This is a genomic window from Streptomyces sp. NPDC102462 (assembly GCF_044765425.1).
Classification (GTDB): Bacteria; Actinomycetota; Actinomycetes; order Streptomycetales; family Streptomycetaceae; genus Streptomyces.
The window spans coordinates 257,564-283,814 of record NZ_JBIWKB010000001.1 but is presented as its reverse complement, the minus strand read 5'-3'; the positions used below and the strand labels follow the sequence as shown (position 1 = coordinate 283,814).

At 71.5% G+C, this 26,251-nt stretch carries 23 protein-coding genes; 12 read left to right on the top strand and 11 right to left on the bottom strand.

Annotated features, from left to right (window positions below):
* Positions 1 to 125: 125 nt before the first annotated feature.
* The 5 genes from ACIRFL_RS01280 to ACIRFL_RS01260 form a co-directional block, all read right to left on the bottom strand.
* On the bottom strand, positions 126 to 1,226 hold the full coding sequence (locus ACIRFL_RS01280) for a glycoside hydrolase family 172 protein (protein ID WP_404022928.1): 1,101 nt from the start codon (positions 1,224 to 1,226) through the stop codon (positions 126 to 128).
* A gap of 60 nt (positions 1,227 to 1,286) precedes the next feature.
* Positions 1,287 to 2,075, bottom strand: coding sequence for a carbohydrate ABC transporter permease (locus tag ACIRFL_RS01275; RefSeq protein ID WP_404023164.1), 789 nt, complete (start codon positions 2,073 to 2,075; stop codon positions 1,287 to 1,289).
* A gap of 118 nt (positions 2,076 to 2,193) precedes the next feature.
* Complete coding sequence (locus ACIRFL_RS01270) at positions 2,194 to 3,126, bottom strand: carbohydrate ABC transporter permease (protein WP_404022927.1); 933 nt, start codon at positions 3,124 to 3,126, stop codon at positions 2,194 to 2,196.
* A 65-nt stretch (positions 3,127 to 3,191) separates the two neighbouring features.
* On the bottom strand, positions 3,192 to 4,508 hold the full coding sequence (locus ACIRFL_RS01265; protein WP_404022925.1) for an ABC transporter substrate-binding protein: 1,317 nt from the start codon (positions 4,506 to 4,508) through the stop codon (positions 3,192 to 3,194).
* Between the two features lie 129 nt (positions 4,509 to 4,637).
* Positions 4,638 to 5,708: a LacI family DNA-binding transcriptional regulator gene (locus ACIRFL_RS01260; RefSeq protein ID WP_404022924.1), complete on the bottom strand. Its 1,071-nt coding sequence runs from the start codon at positions 5,706 to 5,708 to the stop codon at positions 4,638 to 4,640.
* A gap of 412 nt (positions 5,709 to 6,120) precedes the next feature.
* On the opposite strand from ACIRFL_RS01260, the gene ACIRFL_RS01255 reads away from it, so the two are divergent.
* Entirely contained in the window at positions 6,121 to 6,858 is a 738-nt protein-coding gene (locus ACIRFL_RS01255; protein WP_404022922.1) for an SOS response-associated peptidase, read from the top strand.
* Positions 6,859 to 6,928: 70 nt separating this feature from the next.
* Here the strand turns inward: ACIRFL_RS01255 and ACIRFL_RS01250 are convergent, their stop codons facing one another.
* Positions 6,929 to 7,315, bottom strand: a complete 387-nt coding sequence (locus ACIRFL_RS01250; RefSeq protein ID WP_404022921.1) for a DUF2267 domain-containing protein — start codon at positions 7,313 to 7,315, stop codon at positions 6,929 to 6,931.
* Positions 7,316 to 7,487: 172 nt separating this feature from the next.
* Positions 7,488 to 8,819, bottom strand: a complete 1,332-nt coding sequence (locus ACIRFL_RS01245; protein WP_404022920.1) for an erythromycin esterase family protein — start codon at positions 8,817 to 8,819, stop codon at positions 7,488 to 7,490.
* A gap of 288 nt (positions 8,820 to 9,107) precedes the next feature.
* Here ACIRFL_RS01245 and ACIRFL_RS01240 point away from each other — a divergent pair, with 288 nt between their 5' ends.
* Entirely contained in the window at positions 9,108 to 10,130 is a 1,023-nt protein-coding gene (locus ACIRFL_RS01240; protein WP_404022919.1) for an RNA polymerase sigma factor RpoD/SigA, read from the top strand.
* Positions 10,131 to 10,221: 91 nt separating this feature from the next.
* Positions 10,222 to 10,674, top strand: a complete 453-nt coding sequence (locus ACIRFL_RS01235) for a YbhB/YbcL family Raf kinase inhibitor-like protein (protein ID WP_404022918.1) — start codon at positions 10,222 to 10,224, stop codon at positions 10,672 to 10,674.
* Positions 10,675 to 10,838: 164 nt separating this feature from the next.
* Here ACIRFL_RS01235 and ACIRFL_RS01230 read toward each other — a convergent pair whose 3' ends face one another.
* The gene (locus ACIRFL_RS01230) at positions 10,839 to 11,828 is read right to left on the bottom strand and encodes a hypothetical protein (RefSeq protein WP_404022917.1); all 990 of its coding nucleotides are present in this window, start codon (positions 11,826 to 11,828) and stop codon (positions 10,839 to 10,841) included.
* 350 nt (positions 11,829 to 12,178) lie between these two features.
* Between ACIRFL_RS01230 and ACIRFL_RS01225 the strand changes: the two genes are divergently transcribed.
* The 6 genes from ACIRFL_RS01225 to ACIRFL_RS01200 all read left to right on the top strand — a co-directional run bounded on the left by ACIRFL_RS01225 (position 12,179) and on the right by ACIRFL_RS01200 (position 21,911).
* Complete coding sequence (locus ACIRFL_RS01225) at positions 12,179 to 12,946, top strand: glucose 1-dehydrogenase (RefSeq protein WP_404022916.1); 768 nt, start codon at positions 12,179 to 12,181, stop codon at positions 12,944 to 12,946.
* 393 nt (positions 12,947 to 13,339) lie between these two features.
* Positions 13,340 to 14,326, top strand: coding sequence for a M43 family zinc metalloprotease (locus ACIRFL_RS01220; protein WP_404022914.1), 987 nt, complete (start codon positions 13,340 to 13,342; stop codon positions 14,324 to 14,326).
* 513 nt (positions 14,327 to 14,839) lie between these two features.
* A complete protein-coding gene (locus ACIRFL_RS01215; RefSeq protein ID WP_404022912.1) occupies positions 14,840 to 15,961 on the top strand; it encodes an ATP-binding protein in 1,122 nt (373 codons plus the stop codon).
* Positions 15,962 to 16,207: 246 nt separating this feature from the next.
* A complete protein-coding gene (locus tag ACIRFL_RS01210) occupies positions 16,208 to 18,757 on the top strand; it encodes an MGH1-like glycoside hydrolase domain-containing protein (RefSeq protein WP_404022910.1) in 2,550 nt (849 codons plus the stop codon).
* Between the two features lie 81 nt (positions 18,758 to 18,838).
* Complete coding sequence (locus ACIRFL_RS01205; RefSeq protein ID WP_404022908.1) at positions 18,839 to 19,177, top strand: hypothetical protein; 339 nt, start codon at positions 18,839 to 18,841, stop codon at positions 19,175 to 19,177.
* A 388-nt stretch (positions 19,178 to 19,565) separates the two neighbouring features.
* A complete protein-coding gene (locus tag ACIRFL_RS01200; RefSeq protein ID WP_404022907.1) occupies positions 19,566 to 21,911 on the top strand; it encodes a M4 family metallopeptidase in 2,346 nt (781 codons plus the stop codon).
* Between the two features lie 64 nt (positions 21,912 to 21,975).
* Here the strand turns inward: ACIRFL_RS01200 and ACIRFL_RS01195 are convergent, their stop codons facing one another.
* Entirely contained in the window at positions 21,976 to 22,287 is a 312-nt protein-coding gene (locus ACIRFL_RS01195) for a type II toxin-antitoxin system PemK/MazF family toxin (protein WP_404022906.1), read from the bottom strand.
* The gene (locus ACIRFL_RS01190) at positions 22,284 to 22,469 is read right to left on the bottom strand and encodes a hypothetical protein (protein ID WP_388710578.1); all 186 of its coding nucleotides are present in this window, start codon (positions 22,467 to 22,469) and stop codon (positions 22,284 to 22,286) included. Before ACIRFL_RS01190 ends, ACIRFL_RS01195 begins: the two co-directional genes overlap by 4 nt.
* A gap of 176 nt (positions 22,470 to 22,645) precedes the next feature.
* On the opposite strand from ACIRFL_RS01190, the gene ACIRFL_RS01185 reads away from it, so the two are divergent.
* Together ACIRFL_RS01185 and ACIRFL_RS01180 are read left to right on the top strand one after the other, a co-directional pair.
* Positions 22,646 to 23,392 carry a PP2C family protein-serine/threonine phosphatase gene (locus ACIRFL_RS01185; RefSeq protein ID WP_404022904.1) on the top strand — a complete coding sequence of 249 codons (747 nt, stop codon included), beginning with the start codon at positions 22,646 to 22,648 and terminating at the stop codon, positions 23,390 to 23,392.
* Positions 23,393 to 23,507: 115 nt separating this feature from the next.
* Positions 23,508 to 23,861 (top strand): hypothetical protein, encoded by a 354-nt coding sequence (locus ACIRFL_RS01180; protein ID WP_404022903.1) that lies wholly within the window; start codon positions 23,508 to 23,510, stop codon positions 23,859 to 23,861.
* Between the two features lie 47 nt (positions 23,862 to 23,908).
* Here the strand turns inward: ACIRFL_RS01180 and ACIRFL_RS01175 are convergent, their stop codons facing one another.
* Positions 23,909 to 24,046: a hypothetical protein gene (locus ACIRFL_RS01175; RefSeq protein ID WP_404022901.1), complete on the bottom strand. Its 138-nt coding sequence runs from the start codon at positions 24,044 to 24,046 to the stop codon at positions 23,909 to 23,911.
* Positions 24,047 to 24,359: 313 nt separating this feature from the next.
* On the opposite strand from ACIRFL_RS01175, the gene ftsH reads away from it, so the two are divergent.
* Positions 24,360 to 26,225: an ATP-dependent zinc metalloprotease FtsH gene (gene ftsH, locus ACIRFL_RS01170; RefSeq protein ID WP_404022900.1), complete on the top strand. Its 1,866-nt coding sequence runs from the start codon at positions 24,360 to 24,362 to the stop codon at positions 26,223 to 26,225.
* Positions 26,226 to 26,251 lie beyond the last annotated feature (26 nt).

The window sequence follows — 26,251 nt, the reverse complement described above, 5'->3', positions numbered from 1 at the left end:
GGTAGATCATCTGCGGTCGGCGCTGACATCTTCCGGTTCCGCGTCCGGCGCGGCAACCGGATTAACGTGCGCGGGCGCAGCGCCGCGGCCGCGTCCAGGTCGTGCGCGTCCGCCGGTCCTCGTGCTCAGCGGGGCCGGCGCTCGGCTGCGGGCGGCAGGGGGGCACGGGGGCCGTCCGGTGAGTCCTGATACCAGTACGCGGTGGTGCTCACATCGTCCTGCCGTTCGAACAGGCCGTGGTCCCATGCGCCGATCTGCTGCAGCGTCACCTTCAGCCGCTCCTCGAAGTACACCGGGTCCGGCAGGTGCCAGCGGTACAGGCCGTGCATGGGCGGCATGTGGGTCGCGAAGGGCGACGCCTTCGTGGTGTCGCGCGCCGAGTGGTAGGGGTAGCCGGAGTACGGGGCGTTGAAGGTGAGCACCGTGGGTTCCGGGTCGCTGCGCAGCTCGTCCTGGAACGCCCACGCCCCGCCGGCGTAGTCCTCCAGGCCGGTGCTGCACAGGGTCGGCAGGTCCTCGTCGTCGTCCACGAAGAACTTCACCTCGCCTTCGCCCCACCAGTACCGGTGCAGTGAGGCCAGAGCGATGTAGGTGCCGACGTAGGTGCCACGGCCGTGCACTCCGTCGAGCACGACATGGTCCGTGCCCAGCGGTGTGGACCCGTTGGAGCGGCGCCACTGGGCGTGGAAGTAGCCGGTGTCCGCGCCGATCTCGTCGCCCGTGGTGTAGTCCACCTGGTAGAAGACGTGGGGCAGATCGGCGCCGTGCTGGCTCTCCAGCGTGAGCCGCGCGTGGCTGCGGAACGGCATCGGGAAGTACGCGTTCATGCCGCCCGTCGGAGCGACGACGATCGGAACGGACGTCACCAGGGCGCGGGTGGCGAACCCGTTGCAGAAGAAGTCACCCAGGGGGACTTCGACGGCGGGCACCTCGGAGCCTTCCCAGTAGGCGCGCAGCACGAGGTCGCGCAGGACGAACGGGCCGCCGTCGGCCGTCCGGTCGGCGACGGTGATCCAGATGTGCCGGATGACGCCGGGCCCTTCGATCTCCGCGAGGGTCAGGGACTCACCGGCGGGCAGGGGCAGATAGGCCGCCCCCTTGCGGCCGGGGCCGAGCGCCGATGCCGCACGGGCCGCGGCGCCGGCCGCACCGGTGCGGTTCTCGGCGTTGATGGACCGGCTGCGAACGCCCCTGTTCGGGCTCAGGGCACTCCAGTGGGTGAACACGTATGCTCCTAGGACGGTGCTGGTGCGCGGACACTGCGGCCAACGGCCGGGTGTGCGCGCTCACTTGACGGCTCCGGCGGTGACACCTCGGCTGAGGGTCCGCTGGAACACCAGGAAGAAGACGAGTGTGGGCAGAAGGGAGAGCAGCGACCCCGCGTTGAGGACGGTGATGTCGATCGAATGCTGGCCGCGGAGGGTGGCCAGGGCGATCGGTACCGTCTGTGCCGACGGGTCGTTGAGCAGGATGAGCGGGAGATAGAACTCGTTCCACGTCCAGATGAAGAAGAACACGACGAGGACGGACAGTGTCGGCCGCAGGACGGGGAAGACGACCCGCCACAGGATCTGCCACCGGGACGCGCCGTCGATCACGGCGGCTTCGAGGAGTTCCTTGGGCAGGGTGGTCATGACGCTGGCGAGCAGATAGGTGCCGAACGCGGCCTGGAGCACGGTGAACACGATCACCACGGACCAGACGCTGTTGAGCAGTCCCACCCTTTCCGCGCCGTAGAACAGCGGGTAGATCAGCGCCTCCTGCGGCACCATCGTGGCGAGCAGGAGCAGGACGAGGATCGCGCCGTTGCACCGTACCTTGCCGATGCCGATGGCGTAGGCGCTGATCAGGGACAGCGCGGCGCCCAGGAAGGCGACGGAGCCCGAGATGAGCACGGAGTTGCCGAGCGCGACCGGGAAGTCGACGAGGGACAGATAGCGGGAGAACGCGTCCGGGGTGAAGGTGCTCGGCCAGGAGAGCGGGCCGTGCGTCGAGTAGTCCGCGCTGGTCTTGAAGGCGTTGAGGACCAGGAGCAGGAACGGGGCGAGCATGACCACGGCGACGGCCACGGTCATCAGCAGCACGAGCCATCGCAGGGGGTGGCGCCCTCGCCGGCCTCGTTCGGCGGGGCGGGCGCCGGGCCGGGGCCGGGTCGCCATGGCCGGGGGTGCCGGTGGGGTCTGGGCCTTCATGTCAGCCCTCCTGGCGTTCGGAGCGGCGCTGCCACACGATGAGCAGGGCGGCGATGAGGAAGATGACCAGCGACATGAAGGTGGCGATCGCGGCGCCGTAGCCGACGCGGGACAGTTCGAAGAAGTTGCGGTACGCGTAATAGGACGGCACCACCGTCGAGTTCTCCGGGCCACCGCCGGTGAGGATGAGGATGGGGGCGAACACCTTCAGCGCGCCCACGGTCGCGGTGAGCACCACGAAGAACACCTCGGGCCGGATCTGCGGCACCGTGATCGCGCGGAACCGCCGCAGCCAGCCTGCTCCGTCCAGTTCGGCCGCCTCGTAGAGTTCGGGGTCCACCCGCTGCAGCGCGGCCATGAAGACCACTACGGGGTAGCCGATCTGGAGCCAGACGAGCATGAGCATCACGGAGTACAGGGCCAGATGGGGATCACCGAGCCAGTCGGGTCCCGAGGTGATGCCGATCGAGCGGAGGTAGGTGTTGATCGAGCCCTGTCGCGGGTCGAGGATGGTGCTCCAGATGAAGCCGGCGACCGCGATCGGCAGGATCTGCGGCAGGTAGTACGTCGCGCGCAGGAAGCTCGCGGCCCGGGCGCCGAAGGTCTTGCCGATGTAGTCGAAGAGCACCGCCGCGAGGACCACGCCGATCAGGGTCGGGACCACGACGATGGCGATGATCATGAACAGCGAGTTCCGGAACGAGTGCCAGAAGTCCGCGTCGTGCATCAGGTCCAGGTAGTTGCCGAGGCCGTACCAGTGCTTCGGCGCCATGCCTCCCTTCCACTGGTAGAGGCTGAGGACGATGTTCATCACGAACGGCGCGGCGACGACGACGGCGAAGCCGGCGGCGATGGGCACCAGATAGAGCCAGTACGAGCCGGATCTGCTGCGCCTTCTCCTGGGCAGACGCCGGTCGGGGACCAGTGCTGACATGGGGTGTCTCTCTTCTGCGGGGGACGTGCCGAGGTCACGCTGTCCGGTCCCGGCACGCCCGGCGTCTACTGCTCGGTGGCGGTCTTCTTGCCGTCGTCGTAGAACTTCTGCAGCGCCGTCAGGTATGCGTCCGCGGTCTCGCTCCTGTTGGACATGGCCTGCATGTGGTTCTGCATGAAGTCGAGGAAGCCGGGCACCGGGTAGTCGGGGTAGAAGGACATGGCGTTCCGCTTGACCAGGTCGTCGAACTGCTCCGTGTACTGGCGGGTCACCGGGTCCTTGATGGCCGAGGCGTCGCCCGCCAGCGGCAGACCGCCCTGGTTGCCGATGTCGTTCTGGACCTGCGCGCTCAGCGTGATGTCGATCCAGTCGTACGCGAGGTCCTTGTCGTTGGATTTCGCCGGCACCCCCCACAGATGTCCCGAGGAGCCCATGACCTGCTCGGCGCCCGGCAGTGTGAAGTACCCCCACGAGAAGTCCGCGTCCTTGCGGATACGGGAGAACTGGCTCTGGTTCCACAGGAGCATGGCGGCGTCGCCGCGCAGGAAGTTGACGATGGCCTGCTCGTAGGAGAGGCCGCCGAGTTTGTCGCCGACGTATCCCTTGTCGATCCAGTCCTGGAACTTCCGTGTCCCCTCCTTCCAGGGGCCGGAGCGGAAGTTCACGTCGCCCTTGAGGAACATGAAGTCGTCGATCTGCTGCCGGGACGCCGAGGCGGACACCAGCGAGTACCACAGCCACATCTGGTTGAAGCCCTGGCTGGTGTTGGCGGAAGAGGAGATCGGCAGGTGGCCCGCGGACTTCAGCTTGTCCATGTCGGCCTCGAGCTGGGCCAGGGTCGTCGGCGGCTTGCTGATGCCGGCGTCCGCGAACATCTTCTTGTTGTAGTAGAAGGTCACGTACTCGCCGACGTTCGGGACGCCGTACCAGTCGCCGGACCCGGCCAGCCCGTTCTGGTCGTACTGGGCGAACGCGGCCATCGCGCCCGTCACCTTCTTGTCCCAGCCCCGTGCCTTCGCCTCGTCCGTCAGCGGCTGGAGCAGGCCCTGGCCGGCGAGCTGACCGCCGTCCGCGTTGCCCTTGTTGAACTCGACCACGTCGGGGACGTTGTTTCCGGACAGCGTGATCTTCGCGTTCTGGCGCATCGCGTCGAAACTCGTCGTCTGGAACTTCACCGTCACGCCGGGGTGCCGCTTCTTGAAGATCGCCACCGCTTTCTGCCAGCCCTGGGCCTGCGCCGAGGTCTGGTCCTCGTACTGCAGGATCGTGAACGTCCCGTCGGACTTCTCGCTGGTGCCGCCCGAGCAGGCGGCGGCGGCCAGGGCGATCGTGGTGGCCAGACAGACGCTGAGGCAGCGCCGTGCCGTGGGTCGAGCTCTCATGTCGAAGCTCCCTCTCGACTCGTCATTGAACGGGGGTGCTGATGTCGGCCTGCCGTCGTCCGGGCAGGCTCGGCCCGCCGGAGCACCCGGTGGGACGGTGGTGTGTGCGCCGTCGGGGGCCGGGCGGGATCAGACCGCGCGGGCTCCCCGGCGTGCCGTTAACTTCCTGGGCGGCCGGGCGCAGGGCGCCGCGACCGAGTCCCGGACGACCAAGGGGCAGGCAACGAGGTGGCCGGTCCGGCCCGCATCCTCTTCTCCCCGCAGCCGGGCGATCGCCGTCTCCGCCGCGCGCACACCCATCTGGTAGTGCGGGAGTTGCACGGTGGTCAGCCCCGGGAACAGGTTCTCGGCGAAGTTCTGCTGGTTGTCGAAACCGACGACGGACAGGTCCCCTGGGATGTCGAGGCCGAGTTCGGCCGCCGCCTGGTAGAAGCCGAGCGCGAGCCGGTCGGAGAAACAGAACACCGCCGTGGGCCGGTCACTGCGGGCGAGGAGCCTGCGAGCGGGTTCCCGCGCGGCGGACGCGTTCGGTTCGCACGCCTCCACGACAAGCGACTCGTCGAGGGCAAGACCGGCCTCCGCCAGCGCCTTCTCGTAGCCCTCGCGGCGCAGCGACTCGGCGATGGCGAAAGCCGGTGCGATGAGGTTGCAGAAGGCGATCCGCCGGTGCCCCGCCTCGATGAGATGCAGGGTCGCCGCCCGCGCGCCGGCCCGCTCGTCGGGCACCACCCAGTCGGCGTGTCCGCCCCGCGGCCGGCCGCCCAGGATCACCTGGGGCACGGGCCGGGGAAGCGACGGCAGATCGACCTCACGGTGGTAGTCGACGGCCACGATCAGTCCCTCGACGCTGCGTTGCAGCAGGGACCGCACCGCCGGCCCTTCCATGTCCGGGTTGCCGGCCATGTCGACGAGGAGGAGGACGTATCCCTCCTGCCACGCCTTGGACTGCGCGCCGGCCAGCATCTGCCCCGAGAAGGGAACGCTCGCGACGCCGTCGGACAGCAGGCCCAGTGTGTGGGTCTGCCGTGTCCGCAGTCCCCTCGCGGCCAGGTTGGGCAGATACCCGAGTTCTTCGGTCGCCTGCCGGATGCGTTCGGCGGTTGTGACGCTCACGCGTCCTTCGTGCTGATCGTTGAGCACGAGGGAGACGGCCGAGATGGAGACACCACAGCGCGTGGCGATGTCCCGCATCGTCACCATGTGCCATCCACCTCCCGCCGGTCGGCCAGTCGAGCGACCCCGACAGTAGGAACGTCAAACGTTTGACGCAAGGGTGGCGTCCATGGAGTTCTCGCGGTGGGTCCCCGGGTCTGCCGGGACGACGGCGTACCGGGGGGCGTCGGACGCGCGGCTGGGCGGGCGGCGGACCGTCCGGGGGAACGAGTGTGCCCCTCACCAGGCGCTGCGATCTGCGAGGGGCACACTCGGCATGGAGTGCCGGTCCAGGTCCGGGGAGATGCGGTGGGACCGACGCCTGGAAACGGCACCCAAGCCCAGGCTGATGTCAGCTCGCCGGGGCGTCGAATCGAGCGGGCCGGCCGGGTGACCGCCGTGCGACGGGTACGGATGTGATCGCCGTCGCGGCCGGCGGTCGCCGTGGCACAGTGGCGGTATGTGCGGCCGCTATGTCTCCACCCGCAGTCCGCAGGACCTGGTCCGCCTGTTCGGCGTCACCGACTGGCGCCCCGACGAGACACTGACACCGAGCTGGAACGTCGCCCCCACCGACGACGTCTACGCCGTCCTGGAACGCGCCCCTCGCGAGGGCGGTGCCGGCCCGGCGCCGCGCAGGCAACTACGGCCGCTGCGCTGGGGTCTGGTGCCGTCGTGGGCCGAGGACCCGAAGATCGGCTCCCGGATGATCAACGCGCGGGTCGAGACGGTGCACGACAAGCCCGCCTACCGGCGTGCCTTCTCCCGGCACCGGTGTCTGCTCCCGGCCGACGGCTTCTACGAGTGGACCACCACCAAGGATGCCGCCACCGGCCGGACCCGCAAGCAGCCGTACTTCATCCACCCCGCCGACGGCCGGGTGATGGCGCTGGCCGGCCTGTACGCGTACTGGCGCGATCCGCGGATCGAGAACGCCGACGACCCGGGCGCCTGGCTGATGACCTGCACCATCCTCACCACCGAGGCCACCGACGCGGCCGGGCGTGTCCACCCGCGCATGCCGCTCGCCCTCGCCCCCGACCACTACGCCGCCTGGCTCGATCCCCACCACGACGACCCGGCGGAGCTGCGAGCCCTGCTCACCCGGCCCGCGGACGGCGACCTCGACGCACGCCCCGTCTCCTCGGCCGTGAACAACACCCGCAACAACGACGCCCACCTCCTGGACGCCGTGTAGCCGGCTCCACCGGCCACCGGGTTCGTCCGCTCCCCCGCCGCCGCTCGCCGGCGACGACCGGCGTGGACGGTCAGCTCAGCCCCGGCCTGCCGAACAGTTCCGCGTAGCTGGTCGGCAGTTGCGACAGCAGATGGTTGACCTGCCCGCCGGAGACCGCGTCGGCGACGGTGGACAGCACGGCGCTGGCGTCCCACTCCGCGGTCCGTGGCCGGGCACCGGTGTGCTGGGCCACCCGCCGCAGGAACTCCTCAAGGCCGAGGGACGCGGGCGCCCGCCGATCCCGGTGCAGCACGTCGTCGAGGGGAGCGGGCAGCTGAGCCGCCAGGTCGTCGGCCTCCTCGGGGGTGATCCGGGTCGCGAGCACGTGCAGCACCGCTGTGCTGACCCGCTCGGCCTCCTCCTGGCTGGCGTACTCTCCGCGATCACGGACCTGAGCCAGAAATTCCTCCAGCTTCACGGTGCCCTCCTGCTGGTCCGGCCGGGCTTCTGTCCCCACGCGCCTGCCGCCGCTCCCGCGATGTCACCCGGAGGCGCCGGTATGCGCGGTTCCGCTTCGGGTGCCCGCCCGGCCGAACGGGAAACGGCCCTCGCGCAGGGCATCACGGGGTACGGCCGTCCGCTCGGCGGGGTCACACGCCCGCGGGCCAGGTCTGCCCCTCCCGGCTTTCCCCGGCCAAGGGGCGCAGCGGGGTGAGCGCCTGGGTGCGGTCGAGATGGCAGAAGGCGTCGTAGCGCTGGGCCAGGACCGTGGGGACATAGTTGCCGACACGGTCGTACCGCGGCCGGTACACCACCCCGATCGCCCGGTGGCCGTGCTCCTCGTGGAACCACGCGCCCCGGCCGGCGGCGGGCGGACGCTGGAGCTGCACATGGGGAAACACGAACAGAGCCCGCTCGCCGGGCAGCGCCCGGTGCAGCAGATCCTCCAGGCTGCCCGTGCGCGCCGGCGGTACATCCATGATCTTCGGCACGTCGCCCCAGGTGTCGGCGGCGATCACGGTGCCGGAGTGCGAGCCGAACCCGACCAGGACCACGCCCCTGCCCATGTGGCGTTCCCGCACCAGCTGACCGACGTTGACCTCGCCGACGTCGGCCATGTCGGTGGCCCGCGCGTCACCGACATGTGTGTTGTGCTCCCAGACCACCGCCTTCGCCCGCGGACCGTGGTGCTCCATGAGCCGGTCCAGGGTGTCGGCCATGTGGCGGTCCCGGATGTTCCACGCCTCGGGCCCGCTGTCGAGCATGACCCGGTAGTAGGCCTCGGCCCCGGCCAGCACCTCGGCGTTCTGCCGGGCGGCGAACTCCGCGAGCGAGCCGTCCACGGCGTCCGTCCGCGCGGCCCGCCGCCGCATCTCGGTCAGCAGGGACACCACCTGCGGCGCGCAGCCCTCCGGCAGGTAACGGGTGGCCGACGCGTACGCCTGCGGATCCGACGCATACGGCTCGAAACAGCGGAACGTCTCCAGGGCGTGCCCGACCCGGTCGGGATCGTGCTCGCGCAGATGGTCCAGCACCGCGTGCAGCGACTCCCACAGGCCGTAGACGTCCAGCCCGAAGAAGCCGACGCGCCGTCCGGGCGGCAGTCGCTCATTGTGCCGGCGCAGCCAGCGGGTGAAGGCGGCCACGTCGGTGTTGCCCCACATCCAGGTCGGCCAGCGTGTGAATCCCGCGAGCACCCGGCCGGGATCCGCGGGGGCGTCAGGCGCGCCGACCACCGCGCAGTGCACGGCCTGGCAGTCCGGCCAGTCGCCCTCCACCGCGACGAAGGAGAAACCCTTCTCCTCGATGAGCCTGCGGGTCAGCACCGCACGCAGCCGGTAGTAGTCGGCGGTGCCGTGGGACGCCTCGCCCAGCAGTACGTAGTGGGCGTCGCCGATGCGCTCCATCAGCGGGTCGAGGGACGCCGGGCCGGTCAGCGGCAGGGCCTGGCGCCGCATGCGGTCCCGGTCGGTGTCGGCCACGGCGCGCTCCCCTTTTCCGTGGATTTCCTGCGGATTTCCCGCGATTCCCCGCGAATTTCCCGCGGCTTTTCCGCGGACGCCGCACGGGTTCCCGCGGCGCAGCACCCGAAACGACGTGTGCGCGGCCGTGCACCGCGGCGGACCTCCGCGCGCACAGCTTGCACGTGTGCTGACGCTCCGGCCGGGTACCCGCCCTGTCTGGGAAGCTCCTTCGGGAGCGACGTCCCCTGGAAGCGGTGCCCCGCTGGGAGCACGGAGTCGAAGCGACAGGAGTCGGAGGGCGGAACGATGCCTGCCCCGGCACGATCCACCGCGGCGGACCCCCGGGAGCGCCGCCGCGCCGCAGCCCGGTCCGCACGCCCGCGCAGCCGGGCCCCGGAGACCGGCGACGAACCCGATCTGCTCGGCCAGTACCTGGCCCAGATCGCCGCCACCCCGCTGCTCGACGCCGCGGAGGAGGTGCGGCTGGCCCAGCGCATCGACGCCGGTGTGCGCGCCGCCGAAGAACTGGCGCGCACCGACAGCGGCGAGCACGGCGCCCTGGCGCCGCACCGGCGCGGCCAGATGGAGGCTGCCGTACGCGAGGGGCAGCACGCCAAGGACCACATGATCCGGGCCAACCTGCGGCTCGTGGTGTCGATCGCCAAACGGCACGCCCACCGGGGTGTGCCCCTGCTCGACGTGATCCAGGAGGGCAACCTCGGGCTGATACGGGCCGTGGAGAAGTTCGACCACACCAAGGGCTTCAAGTTCTCCACGTACGCCACCTGGTGGATCCGGCAGGCGATCGAACGGGGCGTGGCCCAGCATGCCCGTACCGTACGGCTGCCGATGCATGTCGTGGAGGAGTTGCACAAGCTCGCCAAGGTCGAACGGCAGCTCCAGTTGCGCCTCGATCACCAGCCGACGGTCGACGAGGTGGCCCGGGAGAGCGGATTCAAGGAAGGACGGGTCGCCTGGCTGCGCCGGGTCGGGCGGCAGACGCTCAGCCTGGACACACCCGTGGACGACATCGGGGAGACCGTGGTCGGCGACCTCATCCCCGCCACCGACGTACTCCAGGCTCCCCAGGTCGCCGAGTACCGGGCGCTCGCCGAGGACCTCAGGGACGCCCTGGGCGTGCTGGCACCCCGCGAAGCCATGATCCTCAGCCTGCGCTACGGGCTGCACGACGGGCATCCTCGGACCCTGCAACAGGTGGCCGACCGGGTGGGACTGACCCGGGAACGCGTGCGCCAGTTGGAGAAGCAGTCACTGACCCGGCTGCGGGAGCCCGAGGCGGGCGAGCGTCTGCTGGACTGGGCGGGCTGACACACGTGCCGGCCGGACGCCCCGGAGGCTTGCGGTCATGCCGGTACGGTCCGGCCGTATGACCCTGCCCGTGCGGGGTACTCCGTGTCGCATGGCCGGTATCGAACTTCGCAGCGCAGCCTTCAGCGACCACACCATGATCCCGCGCCGTCACGCCCATGACGCGGACAATGTCTCCCCGCCGCTGACCTGGTCCGGAGTACCGGACGACACGGCGGAGCTGGCCCTGTTGTGCGAGGACCCGGACGCACCGTCCGGGACCTTTGTGCACTGGCTCGTCACCGGCATCGACCCGCGCGTCGGGGGCCTGGATGCCGGCGAGACGCCCCAGGGCGGTCAGGCGCATCGCAACGGCTTCGGGGAGCGGGGCTGGGGCGGCCCGCAGCCCCCGGTCGGCGACGACGCCCACCGGTACTTCTTCCGGCTCTACGCCCTCCCCGCCCCGGTCTCGCTCCCCGATCGCGCCAGCGCCGAGGAAGCCCACACCGCACTCGACGCGCACCAACTGGCCAGCGGCACCATCGTGGCGCTCTACCAGCGCTGACACGCCGTGACGCGCGCGGGCGCGCCCTGCTCGCCGGTCAGGCCGGGGGTTGCGGGGTGTGCCGCGTCGAGCGTGACGGAGCGGAACGTCGAGCGTGACGGAGCGGAACGGAGCCGGCCCGGCTGCTGCCTCAGGTGGGCGACGCGGCCGGGCGGCGGGGCACGTCAGGACACATGTCGGAAGACGGCGGCAGGCCCGACGGCGGCCGGGCCGAACTTCGCGCGGATGCGGTCCATGGCGGCCTCGGCGGCCAGACGTGCCTCCCGGGCGCCGTCCAGGCTGATCTGCTCGGCCACCTGATCGGCGTCGATGAGGTCCCGCGCTGTGAGGCCGAGTCCGGTCAGCCGTCCGCGTTGCAGACCGGCGGCGTCCATCAACTGGTAGGCGGCCCCCCGCAGGTCCTCTTCGTGGGCCGAGGGCTCGGGCAGGCGGCGGGTCTTGCGCCAGCGGGTGCCGTCGGCGAAGCGCAGGGTGAGGGTCAGGGCGCGGGCGGCCTGACCACGGCCGCGCAGCAACAGCCCGAGCCGGACGACCAGTTCGAGCAGGGCGGCGCGGACGACGGCGCCGTCGAGAGTGTGCCGGTCGAAGGTGTGCCGGACGCTCGCGGTGGTGGGCAGGGCGCGCGGGACGACGGGGCGGGGGTCGATGCCGCGGGCCCGGTCCACGGCGAGCCGTCCGGCACGGCCGCCGAGCAGGCGCTGCACGGTGGCGGGCGGGATCGCGGCCAGCGAACCGACGCTGTGGACGCCGTAGTCGCGCAGCGCGGACGCCTCGCGCCCGCCGATGCCGTACAGGGCCTCCACCGGCAGCGGGGCCAGCCAGGTGGTGGCCTCGTCGGCAGGGACGGCGAGCACGCCGCCGGGTCCGGTGATCCGTCCTGAGGCGGTGGCGGCGACCGTGATGGACGGGCCGATGCCGACGCGGACGTCGATGCCCAGACGGGCGATGGTGCGTACGCGCAGCATCTCCCCGAGCCGCCGTGCTCCGGCCCCGTGGTGGCGCAGCGCCCCCTTGAGTTCCACGAGGGCCGCGGCCGGGGGCAGTGCCTGCACGACGGGCGAGAGGTCCGCGAGCAGTTCCAGGACCTGCCGGTACGCCTCCTCCGACAGCCGGTCGGGGCAGCGCACATGCATCACCGTCGGCTCGTCCGCCATCCCGTCCACCTCCCCCACCCATGATATCGAACGCAAATTCGATCACCGGGAGCCGTAACCTCCCACACCTTGCCGGCCGGCCTCGGCCTCGCCCCGCTGGGGCTGATACCGCTCGGTCTGCCGGCCGCCTCGCGCCGCCACACCGCTCTGTGCGGCCCATTGTTCGAGGTGATCCGGGGCGGAGCGATGTACTGCCGGTACACCCTTCTTCAGTGCCTCGCCCCCGATGCGACATGCGGGTTTCCTGGATATCGACGTCATTCACCCCGATCGTCTCCGGCGGTCGGCACCGCCGAACGGCATCGCACGGTCACATCCCTGTCCCGATCACTGAACAGGACTCTTCACTGATGAACCCCACCTACGACTTCACCGGGCAGGTCGCCCTGGTCACCGGCGCCGCCTCCGGCATGGGCCTGGCCACCGCCCGCGCCTTCGCCCGGGCCGGCGCCGCCGTCGTGCTCGCCGACCTCGACCAGGAGGCCGCCGAGCGCGCGGCCGAGGAGCTGACCGGCGCCGGCCACCAGGCCCTCGGCATCGGCTGCGACGTGTCCGACGAGGACCAGGCCGCCGCCATGGTCGAGCGCACCGTGGAAACCTTCGGGCGCCTGGACATGGCCTTCAACAACGCCGGCATCCAGGCACCTCCCGCCGACGCCGCCGACGAGCGGGCCGCGGACTTCGACCGCGTCAACGCGGTCAACCTGCGCGGCATCTGGACGTGCCAGAAGCACGAACTGCGGCAGATGCGCGCCCAGGGTTCCGGCGCGATCGTCAACTGCTCCTCCCTGGGCGGCCTGGTCGGCCTGCCCGAGCGCGCCGCGTACCACGCTTCCAAGCACGGTGTGATCGGCCTGACCCGCAGCGCCGCGGTGGAATACGCTCCCAGGGGCATCCGCATCAACGCCGTGTGCCCCGGCGTCATCGAGACCCCGATGGTCGCCGACATGCTCGAAGGCCAGGCCGAGGCCATGGCCGAGATCATGAAGCAGCAGCCCATCGGCCGCCTGGGCAGCGCCGAGGAGATCGCCAACGCCGTCCTGTGGCTGTGCAGCCCGGCCGCCGCCTTCGTCATCGGCGTCGCCCTGCCCGTGGACGGCGGCTTCACCGCCCACTGAGCTCGTTCCCTGCCGACTCCACAGGCCGTCGGCCCGGTGTGAGCGCGGGCCGACGCACTCGGGCCGCTCATACAGCCCCGCGCGTCGTCAAGGGCCGGTTCCGGCCATGTCTCGCCTCTCGGCGGGCCGTTAAGGGAAGATCACAGCGGTCACGGTGGGTGATGCGGGTCGCGTCCCGAATCCAGACACACCGCCCCGGCGGACCGCCCCCTCGCGTTACGGCGTCGTCACGGATCCGGGGGCGCCCAGGGCCCGCTCTTTGAATCGCCCCTGTTTACCCCGGCTTTGATTGGTCTTGATCGACTCTCCTTCGGATTCGGCATGTCCACGTAATCTCCGGCGTGGCGCCGGGAAGACCCTGTGCCTCTCCCACCGCATCCGCTAGGAGTCAGCATGCGTGCGCTCGCCCGGATATCCCCCCTTGTACGCAGACGCCTGCTCGGCACGGCCGTCGTGGCCGGAACCCTGATGCTCACACCCCTCTCGGCCCCGACCGGAATCGCCGCGGCGAAGACGGCGACCACGGAGTGTGCCGACACGGCCGCCGGCGCGGCCCGTGAGGCACGCCCGGCACCGGGCGAAAACGTCGCGGAGCCGAACGAGATCAGCGATGCCAAGGCCCAGGCAATGAACGCGGATCTGCACAAGAGGCTGGACAGGCTGCGCACGGACGGCCGGGGGCTGTCGGCGACGGCCGCCTCCGTCACCGTCCCGGTGTACTTCCACGTCATCCACGACGGGCCCGCAGGGCAGCTCGGCCCGGCCGACATCGACGCGCAGATCGCCGTGCTGAACGCCGCCTACGCCGGCCAGGGCACCGGCAACAACGACACCGGCTTCCAGTTCACCCTGGCCGGCACCGACTACACCGACAACTCCGCCTGGTACAACGTCGGTTACGGCTCCACGGCGGAGAAGGCGATGAAGTCCGCGCTGCGCAGGGGCGGGGCCGACGCGCTCAACATCTACACGGCCAACCTCGGCGGCGGGCTGCTGGGCTGGGCCACCTTCCCCAGCGACTACGCGGCCAACCCGGCCATGGACGGCGTCGTCATCCTCGACGCCTCGCTGCCGGGAGGCTCAGCGGCAAACTACAACGAGGGCGACACGGCGACCCACGAGGTCGGCCACTGGGCGGGGCTCTACCACACCTTCCAGGGCGGCTGTAACGGCAAGGGCGACTACGTCGACGACACCCCGGCCGAGAAGAGCGCGGCCTACCAGTGCCCGACGGGCCGCGACACCTGCGCCCGCGACGCCGGTGCGGACCCGATCCACAACTTCATGGACTACACCTACGACTCCTGCATGTACCAGTTCACCGCGGGCCAGGTGACCCGCATGCAGCAGAGCTGGTCCGCCTACCGGGCCACACCCTGACCCTGACGAGCCATCACATGCCGGCCCGGCCGCAACCACCGGTGTCGCCGGGGCACTTCAGGACCGCGGGACTGACCTTTAGCGCCGGACTGCCGGTGCTTCGACGTTGCGTCTCGCGGGCCGGCACGTCGGTCGGGGGGCGGTCGGGCCGGGTCCGGTGGGGCCTTGCCTCGCATCATGCCGACTCGTCCCGGCCGCTCGCCGCCGGCGGCCCGCACCACACAGCTGTCGGGTGAACTGCCGACACTGCGCACCCTGATCCGCCGGTGCCCGCCCTGCCATGCTCGGGCCGCCCGCAGCGCACACGCCGCTGCGGGCACCCGTCCGCAACCACCCTCAGGGAGGCTCGATGCGTTCTACACAGTCACTGCGCGCCGTGCGCGCCGCAAGGACCGATCCCGCCGCCGATGTCCGGCGCGGGGCACGTCCGGGGCGGCTCGCCCTGGCGCTGACCGCGGCGGTGGCCGCGCTCGCCGCCCTCGTCTGTGTCCCCGCCGCGTCCTCCAGGTGGCGGTGGGGGCGGTCACGACCCACCCCCACTATCGTCCGCTGTGGGCCGGACTCGCGCTGTGCGCGGCCGTGTTCACCGAAAGCCTCGCACTGGTCGCCGTGGGCCTGCGGCGCCGCCGGGTGCCGCCGCCCGCGCTGGCCGTCGCGGACGCCGCCGCCCTGGCCGTGGCGCTGGTCGTCGGGGGCGGGCTTGCGGACCGCGCACACGGCCACACCTGGGCGTACTTCGCGTACCCGTTCAGCCTGTTGGCGAGCATCGGCTTCGGGCTCGTGGTCACCCGGCTGCCGACCGTGCTCGCGCTGGCCGCCGTGCCGGCGAGCGCGTACGCCGCCACCGCCGCGCTCCGGCTCGGCGAACCGTGGTGGAACGCCGTCCCGAACGGTGTTCCCTACCTGGCCAACGCGGGCATCGCGTGGGCCGTGGCCCGCGCCTTGCGGCGCACCGGCCGGGAGTTGGACGCGGCCACCGCCACCGCCGCCCTCCGGGAGGCGGAACTCGCCGCCGAACGGGAGCGGGTCCGCCACGCCCGGCTGCTGCACGACCGGGTGCTGCAGACGCTGGAGACCCTCGCCCGCACGCCCTGGATCACCGAGCCCGGGCTACGGGCCCAGGTGCGGGCGGAGGCGGTGTGGCTGCGCGGGTTCGTGCGCGGGGAGCATCCGGCGCCCGGGCGGGACGCTGCCGCCGGCCGGGACGGGAGCGCGCATCTGGCGCACGGGCTGGCGGTGCTCGCGCAGGACATGGCGCGGGTCGGTCTGACCGTGGAGCTGAACACGGCCCAGCTGCGCGCCGCGGGCCGGGCGGGTGCCGCGCCCGCGGTCCCCGCCGCCGTCGTCGAGGCCCTGGTCGACGCCGCCCGGGAGGCCCTGGCCAATGTCCTGCGGCACGCGGGCACCCCGCGGGCCGTGGTACGGGCGGAACTGACCGCGAGCGCCGTCCTGGTCAGCGTCCTCGACGACGGCAAGGGCTTCGACCCGTCCGCGGTGCCGGTGGGCGGGCTGGGTCTGCGTGGCTCCGTACGGGACCGGGTGACCGGCGTCGGCGGCCGGGTGCGGGTGCGGGTGGAGTCGGCACCGGACGCCGGCACCTATGTGGAGATGCGGGTACCGCTGCGGCGAGCGTGACTCACCGGCCGGCGTCAGCCACCGGGCCCGTGGGAGACGCCGCGATCATTTCTGCGCCGGCGGCCTTGACAGCCGAGCCTCGTCCTCCATACTCCTGCGTGGATCTATGGCCGACATACCGATTGATGTTCGGAATCTCGGACGAAGGGGGTGATGGCAACCGCCCGCGGCGCCGCCAAGGAACCTCCCTCCCGCCGCCGCCCGGAGTACGCCCCGCACCCGCTCCGTATCGAAAGGTCAGGCCACATGACGCAACCTCAGCTGCCCAGACGCCACTTCCTGCGCACGGTCGGCGCCGCCGGGATCGCCGGCTCGGCCTTCGCCCTCACGGCGAATGCGGCCTTGGCACAGGCCGCCCCGCCCGCCCCCGAACCCGCCCCGGGAACCACCGGCCCCGAGACCGAGGGCACCCTCGTCCACCCCACGCTCAAGCGGCCGTTCGCCATGCCGGGCATCAAGGACCAGGAGTGGACCGGCGCGTTGTTCGTCGGGGAGGGCGAGAGCCGGTTCGCGCTGCGCGTCGCGCTGCTCACCGCGCAGGGCCGACTGATCCGGGAGAAGATGACCAACCACCTCTGGCGCACAGGCCCCATGACGCCCGACGGCGCCTACAAGGAGGTCATGGTCAGCTCCGACGACCGCACCGCCATGCCGGCACACCTGGAGGCGCTGCGCGAGGTCATCGCACACCCGGACGAGTGGTCGCCGAGCGAGGTGGCCGACGCCACGGCGAAACGTGCGCAACTGGAGCAGAAGTACGCGCAGACACAGAGCGAGAAACGCACCCTGCGCGTCCGGTACGCGCGCACCGGCGACGGCAGCGGCCTGGTCGGAGCCGTCACCGCGCTCGACGACGACACCACCGTCGTCCTCGAACTCGGCACGCCCTGGGGCGAGAAGGCCACCTTCGCGCTGGACGGCCAGGGCGTGACGGGCAGCGGTCCTGGACTGCTGGACGAGCACCGCACCGGTCACATCCGGCTCTTGCCCGCACAGCCCGCCGACAGCGCCGGCTGTTACGCCTCGGTCGCCGACATGACGGCGGCCATGACCGGCGGCAGCGGCGCCCCGGGCACCGCGGTCGCCGCGCTCAAGTACCGGCTCGGCAAGGGCCGAACGCTCACGTTCGCCGCCCGGGTCGGTGACCGGCCGCAGACAGCGGACGCGCCGAAGGCGCACGAGGTGGAGCGGCTGCTCGCCGCCCGCGAGGCACGGGTCGGCGCCGGCCACCTCACCGGTTCGGGACCGGTGGGACGGTCCGCGGACGCGGTGCGTGACGCGCTGTCCCTCAACACGAACTACGACAAGGAGCACGGGCGCACCTTCGTCCTGTGGGGCTGGGGCGGCGGAGGCGGCCTGTTCACCGGCTGGGACTCGGCCTTCGACGCGGTGAACGCGGCCCTGGTCAGCCGACCCCTCGCCGTCCAGCACGAGACCGGCGTCTTCGAGGCACCGGCGCCGCCCAACCAGGTTCCGCTGCGCGGACCGCGCTACGACCAGCAGAACTCCGGGCCGATGCACGCGTACGCCGTGTGGCGGCTGTACACCAAGCTGGGCGAACGCTCGCTGCTGGAGCAGGCGTACCCCACGCTGGTCACCTTCCACGATCTGCTGCCCGAGTGGGACACCGACGGCGACGGGCTGCTGGAGAGCCCCTACTTCGGGGACCGCGTCGGCGGCCGGGGCAACCACCTCGGGCTCGACGACAGCCCCGTGTACGCCGCCTACCACCGGGTCCCCAAGCGGGGCGGCAGCGGTGACACCCGGGACAACACCGACCTCACCGACGTGGCACTGAACTCCTACTACGCGCTGCTCGCCGAGACCCTGGCGAAGATGGCCCGGGTGCTCGGCAGGCCGCGGGACGCCGCCCGGTTCGCGGCGCGGCACGCGAGGATCCGGCAGCTGCTCAACGACCGGCTGTGGCACCCGCAAAAGGGCCTGTATCTGAGCCGCTACCTCGACGGCACATGGAACGAGGTGGTCACACCGACCGTCTTCTACCCGTTGTTCGCGGGCCTCGCCACGCAGGAACGCGCACGCGTCCTGGTCGAGGAACACCTGCTGGACCCGAAGGAGTTCTGGGGCGAGTACGTCGTCCCGAGCGTCGCGCGCAACGACCCCGCCTACTGCTCGGGCGGCCCGGTGCACCCCGGCTCGGAACACTTCCGCTTCTTCTCCCGCTACGGCGACGGCTCGGCCCCCGAGCAGTGGAAGGGTGCCGTGTGGCCACCCATGAACGCGACCGTGTACGACGGCGTCAAGCGGTACGGCTTCGACGACGTCGCGGGCCGGTTCGCCGCCCGGAGCACCGCGATGTATCTGGAGGCCTGGGACGAGGAGGGCTGGTTCCCGGAGTCCTTCGATCCCGAACCCGGCCAGTCGGTCATGGGACCCGCCGTCGACACCGCATGGCGCACCTACTCCTGGTCCAACGCGATGGCGGTGCAGGGCCTGCACGAGCTCATCTCGGACAATCCCTGGGACGGCGACCCCGCGGCCCTCATGTTCGGCACGCTCTCCCTGCCGGGCACCAACACCGTCGCCAACGTGCGGCTGCGCGGCCACACCTACGCCGTCTCCGCGGGACCGGAACGGACCACGCTGGTCAGGGACGGCCGGATGCTGTTCCGGGCGACCGGCGCCCGCGTGGCCGTCCGCAACTTCGTGCTCCGCGGCTCGGGGGCCTCCTTCGACGTCAACGCCGACGGACCGGCGAGCGTCGAGGTGCGGGTGCCGGGCGGCCGTCCCCGGGTGCGGAAGGTGCCCACCGGCCGCAGCCATGTCGAGCTGTGAACGACCGTTCCGCCGCGCCCGGGGCCGCCGCCGGCAGCCGCGGCGCCGGCGGGTGTCTGCGGCAGGCCGTCACGACGCGGCGTGAAGCTGTCGGACTCCGGCGCATGGTCCCTCGAAGTCATCGCGCCCGACAGGACCACCCGTGTGCTGGCCGCCGGCGCCCTGCCCTCCCCCGGTGCGGACACCTGGCACCGGCTGTCGCTCGGCTTCTCGGGAGAGACGGTCACGGCGGGCATCGACGGCGTCACGGTCGCCCAGGTCACCGACGGCACCTACGACCACGGCCAGGTCGGTCTCGCGCTCGACTCGTACACGGCCTCCCAGTTCGACGCCCTGGCCATCACGCCGAACGCCCACGTCCCCGCCCCGTCGCGTCCTGGGCGGGCACCGACCGCGGCCGGCGGTCCGCACCGGCCGTGACACCCCCGCGCCCCTGACCATGTGAACGCCCCGGGGCCCGGGCGGTGCGGTCCGCCGGTCGGCTCGACGGTCACCCACCGGCACCCGTCCGGACCGCCCGGCTCCGGTGGCCGGAACAAGCCAAGCACGCCGATTGCCGCCGCATTACCACCCGGTAAAGCCACACGTCGCGCGCCCTTCGCCAACACGCCTGATCAGCAGCAGAGTTGACCGGCTTTCGGACATCGATCTCCGCAGTGCTGACAACGCCCTGCTGCCCTGCGACGATCTCTCCGCGCTCGTGTGGCGCTTTCTTTCCTCTCCTGTCGGCTCTGCGGGCAGCGCGGCCTGCGGGCCGTCCCTGTTCCCGCCTGATGTCCGCCGGCATCCGGCGAAAGGAGCTGCACTCGTGCTCAACTCCCCCACGCGCGGCCGCCTGCCGCGCCCACGCCCCGCCGCCGTCGGTGTCGCACGGCGCCGGTCCGCGGCCCTGGCGACCCTGGTCGCCGCGTTGCTGGTCACCACGGTGCCCGCGGGCGCCGCAGCGGCCCCGGACCCGCAACAGCCGGCGCCACGGCTCGTCGACGCCCGGCCCAGAGCCGGCGCACAGCCCGTCCGGCTCACCGTCGCAGAACGCGAGCGCCTGCTCGGCCGGGCGGCCGGCACGCGCGAGGCGACCGCGCGCCGGATCGGGCTGGGCGCGCAGGAGAAGCTGGTCGTCAAGGACGTCGCCAAGGACGCTGACGGCACCGAACACACCCGCTACGAACGCACCTACGCCGGTCTTCCCGTCATCGGCGGCGATCTGGTCGTCCACGACGACGCGGGCGACCTCACCGTGAGCAGGGCGTCGCGGGCGGCGCTGTCCGTGCCCACCACCACGGCGAAGGTGTCCGCCGGCGCGGCCCGGCACAAGGCCCTCGGCATCGCCGCGAAGGAGCAGAAGCGGCAGCGGGCGGCGCGGGCCGGGGAGCCGGCCACGTCCTCGCGCCGCGTCGTCTGGGCGGTGGGAGCGGTCCCGCGCCTTGCCTGGGAAAACGTTGTCAACGGTGTGCGCGAGGACGGCACCCCCAGCCGTCTGCACGTCGTCACCGACGCGACCAGCGGCGGCCTGCTCGCCTCCTACGACGACATCCAGGCCGGTGAGGGGCACAGCCAGTACAACGGCACGGTGCAGGTCGGCTCGCTGCGCAACCCGGACGGCGTCTACGAACTCACCGACCGGCAGCGCGGCGGCCACCAGACCTACGACGTGCGCGGGGGCCTGCGTACCCTGCTGACGGACGCCGACGACGTGTGGGGCGACACAACGAGCGCCGATCCGCAGACCGCGGCCGTCGACGCGGCCTACGGTGCGCAGCGCACCTGGGACTTCTACCACGACCGTTTCGGGCGCAGCGGCATAGCCGACGACGGCGTCGGCGCCACCTCGCGCGTGCACTACGGCACCGGGTACGCGAACGCCTTCTGGGACGACCTGTGCTTCTGCATGACCTACGGTGACGGCCTGGACGGCAACCGGCCGCTGACCGAACTCGACATCGCGGCGCACGAGATGACCCACGGTGTCACCTCCGCCACCGCCGGGCTCCGCTACACGGGCGAGTCGGGCGGGCTGAACGAGGCCACCAGCGACATCATGGGCACCGCCGTGGAGTTCTTCGCCGGCAACCCCGAGGACACACCGGACTATCTGCTCGGTGAGCTGGCCGACGTCCGCGGCACGGGCAAGCCGCTGCGGTACATGGACCGGCCGTCCAAGGACGCCTCCGCCAAGGGCACTTCACAGGACTACTGGACGGCGGAGACGAAGAAGCTGGACCCGCACTTCAGCTCGGGCGTCGCCAACCACTTCTTCTACCTGCTCGCCGAGGGCAGCGGCAGCAAGATCGTAGGCGGCGTCGGCTACGACAGCCCGACCGCCGACGGACTGCCGGTCGCGCCTTTGGGCCTGCACAACGCCACCGATGTCTGGTACCGGGCGCTGACCCGCTACATGACCAGCACCACCGACTACGCCGGCGCCCGTGCCGCCACCCTGCGGGCCGCGGCCGATCTCTTCGGCACCGCCAGCGAGGCCTATGAGACGGTCGGCAACGCCTGGGCCGCCGTCAACGTGGGCCCCCGCTACGTCCATCACATCGCAGCCGACGCGCCCTCCACCCGGGACTCGGCCACCGGGCAGCCGGTGAGCCGCCGGATCACCGCGACGTCCACCCGCCCCGGCCCGCTGTCCTACTCCGCGACCGCTCTCCCGGACGGGCTCGTCATCGACCCGGTGAGCGGAGTGATCTCCGGCGTTCCGACCCGCGCGGGCGACTTCGACGTGACGGTACGCATCACGAACTCCGCCGCGGAAACCCTCGAACTCCCCTTCACCTGGACGGTGCTGGCGTCCGGCGGGAACCACTTCGTCAATCCCGACCGCTACGACATCCCCAACTGGCGCACCATCGAGTCCCCGATCACCGTCACCGGCCACCCGGGCAACGGCCCCGCCGACCTGAAGGTGAGCGTCGATCTGGTGCATGACTTCATCGGCGGTCAGGTCATCAGCCTCGTCAGCGAGGACGGAACCGTGCTCCCCGTCAAGGACTTCGTCTGGGACACCGGCACCGAGTTGCACGACACCTTCACCGTGGACGCCTCCGCGGTGCCGGCCGACGGCACATGGAGGCTACGGGTCACCGACAACACCCCCGGCATCTTCACCGTCGATCCCGGCTACCTCGACCGGTGGAGCATGACCTTCTAGAGCCCCGCCCGCCGGCCGTACGGACGGTCGGCGGGCGGTGGGGCACCGGAGGAAACGGCGGCGGTCACAGGTCGAGCACGGCGCGCAGGGCGTTGTCGACCTGCTCCTGTTGCTCCGGGCCGATGGTGCCGTGATACGTGCCGGTCTCGAAGCGGGAGACGGACAGCTGGAGGAGGTTCACGGCGACGGCGGAGGCGTCGACCGGGGTGCCGAGGTGCACGCTCATCGCCGTGTCGGGGTGCTGCGCGGGCGCGTGCAGCACCAGCACGACGGCCGCGCCGTACGCCTCGGCCAGTCCGTCGAGGCTGACGACGAGGACGGTGCGGTCCCCCTTGCCGGTGTCGACGTCCCAGACGTCGCCCTTGCGGATGGTCACAGGGCGTCGCCCTCGCCCGCCAGGTCCAGGGGCTCGACGGAGGCCAGCTTGCGTGCGGCGTCGAGCGTCATCTGCCGGCGCACGGCTCGCAGGATGTAGTCGTTGAGCGACGGGGCTCCGGCCGCGGCATCGCGCAGCGGCTTGTCCATCGCGTCGGGAATCCGCAGGGTGATGGCAGTCATGACACCAAATTTAGCGTCATCCATGACATCGCGGCAATCCAGGGTTCCGGCCGCGGGGCGGGAAACACCTGCCGCGGCCGAGATGCACCGCCGCGCGGGCCACTTGACAATGGTCTCGACCAGGCGGTCACGAGTCGCACACCCATCGGTCCGGTACGGGAAGGCGGTGGCGTCCGATGACGTACGTCGCTGTGAGTGCGCTGAGCCATCCGGGTCTGGTCCGCGACCGGAACGAGGACAGTCTGGCCGTCGGACCGTGGACACTGTGCGCCGGTGTCACCGAGACCCCGCAGACCCTGGTCTTCCCGCTCGGTACGCCCCTCGTCATCGCCGTCGCCGACGGGCTCGGCGGCCAGCCCGGCGGCGAGGTGGCCAGCGGCCTGGTCGTCCGCCGCCTCGCGTCGACCGGACCCGCCCTGGACGACGAGGACAGCGTCCGCGAGGTGCTGCACACCTGCAACCGCGAGGTGTACGGGTCCGCGAGCGGCGACGGCGGCGGACCGGCCACGATGGGCACGACCGTGGCCGGAGCCGTCCTGCTGCCCCACTCGCTCCTGGCCTTCAACGTGGGCGACAGCCGGGTGTACGCCGCACCCCAGGACGGACTGCTCCAGGTCAGCGTGGACGACAACCCGCCCCTCGCGCCGGGACAGCGCACCACCCCCGTCGTGACCCAGGCCCTCGGCGGCGCCTCGACGTACCAGAGCATCAGCCCGCATGTGACGACCGTCCCGCTGGCCTCCGGCGACCGGTATCTGATCTGCACCGACGGCCTGACCGACGCCGTGCCGAACGACGTCCTCGACGATCTGCTGGGGGAGTACGACGACGGCCGGGCCGCCTTCGAACTGTGGAAGGCCGCCATCGCCGCCGGCGGCCCGGACAACATCACGCTCGCCCTGGCCCGCCTCGCGGAGCGCTGACCTCCCCGCGGTCATGTCCCGCGGCCATCGCACACCCGGCCAGGGCTGTCGACGTGGCGCAAACGCGCCACAATGGAGGTGCGAAACCGTACTCGGATCCATCGAGGAGGTGGCTATGCCAGCCACCACAAGGAAGACGACGGCGACCCGCGCCCGTCCGAGCGCCGAGCCGACGGCACAGCAGACCACCGCCGCACAGCAGACCACCGCCACGGACGGGAAACTGCACATGCACCGTCTGGATGTGCACGCGCCGGTCCGCATCCCCTACCTCACACCCGGGGATGTGGTGGCCAACACACAGGCCATGACCTCAAAGGTGCCGACCAGGGATCTCATCTTCTACGGCGGCCTGGGCGCACTCACGGTGGCAGGTGCCCTCGAATGGCCCGTGGCCCTGGCCATCGGAGGCGCCACCGCCGTCCTGCGCGGCAGGAGAAGGGGTGAAGCCACGGAGCGTCAAGGCTAGTCGGAGGACGACAAGCGTCGGCGCCTGAAGGGTCCGGCGCCGACGCGTCACGCCGCCTGGGGCACGGCCGCCGTGCCGCGCGAGCGCGTGTACGTCGCCCAGAGGTCCAGTGCCAGGCGCACGACGATCGCCTCGACAACGGCCATGACGGCCTTGCCGAGCACACTCATGAGGAAACCGTTCATCGGTGTTGCTCTCCTGTTGGTGGGGGTGTGCGTCGAGTCTGTCCGTGCCCGTGCGACACGTACAGGTCCTGGATGAGGCATTTCGCCAACGGAAAGATGAACGTCCGGCAACGCCGCCCGCCGGGGACGACCGGAACGCCGAGGAACAGGTCAGTGGCAACCAGAGGGCGTGGGTTCGGTGATCACACGAGTGCGGTTCCCCCACCGGCACCTGACGCCGCCCGCCAGGCCCGGGCCGCCGCGTGAACCGCCCAAGCCTCCGTCGCGGCAACCGCGGCCGTCCGGCGGACGGTGGATCTTCTGGTGGGTCCTGATGACGCTGGCCCTCGTCCTGCTGCTCTCCCACGCCCGGTCCGGGCCGCACACCACGGCGCTGTCCTACAGCGACTTCGTCGGCAAGGTCGGCGCCAGCCAGGTGCAGATGGTCGACGTGAACGACAAGGGCGCCGTCACCGGCACACTGAAGGACGGCACGAAGTTCACCACCCAGATCCCCACCGCGCTGGGCACCGGATCCCAGCTCCAGCAGCAGCTGACGTCCCATCACGTCAAGATCACCGCCAGCCAGAGCCGCGGCGGCTCCTCCTCGTGGTGGGCCGTGATCTTCTCGTTCCTGCCGTTCGTGCTGCTGATCGGCTTCTTCGTGTGGATGGGGCGGCGGGCCGCGGGGTCGGTGACCGGGGGACTCAGCGCCATCGGACGTTCACGCGCGAAGATCATCGAGGCGGAACGGCCCACCACCGGTTTCGGCGACATCGCCGGGTACGACGGGGTCAAGCAGGAGATCAGCGAGATCGTCGACTTCCTGCGCAATCCCACCCGGTACAGTGCCGCGGGCGCGAAGGGACCCCGTGGCGTGATCATGGTGGGGCCGCCCGGTACCGGCAAGACACTCTTCGCGCGGGCGGTCGCCGGCGAGGCGAACGTACCGTTCCTGTCGGTGACCGGCTCCGCGTTCGTGGAGATGTTCGTCGGGGTCGGCGCCTCCCGGGTGCGGGACCTGTTCGGCGACGCCCGCAAACGTGCCCCGTCGATCATCTTCATCGACGAGATCGACGCGCTCGGATCGCGGCGCGCCGACGGGGCGCGGATGGGCGGCAACGACGAGCGTGAGCAGACCCTCAACCAGCTGCTGTCCGAGATGGACGGCTTCGACGAGTCCAGCGGCATCGTCGTCCTCGCGGCCACCAACCGGCCCGACGCCCTCGACCCGGCCCTGCTGCGCCCCGGGCGCTTCGACCGGCAGGTCACCGTGCCGCTGCCCAACCAGTTCGAGCGGGCCGCGATCCTGGCCGTGCACGCCCGTGGCAAGACCCTGACTCCGGCTGTCGACCTGGACGCCATCGCGCGCGCCACGCCCGGTTTCTCCGGCGCGGACCTCGCCAACCTGGTCAACGAGGGCGCCATCAACGCCGTACGGGACAATCGCACCCGGGTCGAGCCGCACGACCTGGACGCCGCCCGGGACCGGGTGCTGCTGGGGCGCCGGGAGTCCTCCAACGCCCTGCTGCCCGAGGAGCGCCGTTCGGTGGCCGTCCACGAGTCGGGCCATGCCCTGGTCGCGGCCCTGTGCGAGCACGCCGACCCGGTGGCCAAGGTCACCATCCTGCCGGCGGGTGTCACCCTCGGAGTCACCGAGCAGTTGCCGGAGGCCGAGCGCCACTTGTACAGCGAGGGCTATCTGACCGACCTGCTCGCGGTGCGTCTGGGCGGGCGCGCGGCCGAACTCGTGGCCTTCGGCGAGGGGTCGACGGGAGCCGCCAACGATCTGGCCGGGGCCACCCAGATCGCCACCCGCATGGTGCGCGAGTTCGGTCTCTCCCCCGAACTCGGCCCGATCGGCTACGCCTCCTCCCATCAGCGCTATCTCGGTGACACCGCCGACGAGCCAGGCCGGCCGCCGTACTCGGAGCAGACCCAGCGCGTCGTCGACGAGGAGGTCGCCCGTCTGCTGCGCCAGGCCGAACAGCGCGCGATCACACTGCTGCGTGGCCACCGGCCCGCCCTTGAGCGTCTGGCCGAACAACTGGTCACGCACGAGACCGTGGACGGCTCCGTGGTCCTCGACGTCCTGCGCCGGGAACGCAGTCAGGCGGACGGAAGCGGAGACGCCCGCGCCGTCGACTCCCCCTCGCCCCCCGGGCGTCCCGACCCAGGAGTGCACACCCCGCCCCGGTGATCCCCGGCGATCGACGGCGATCGACG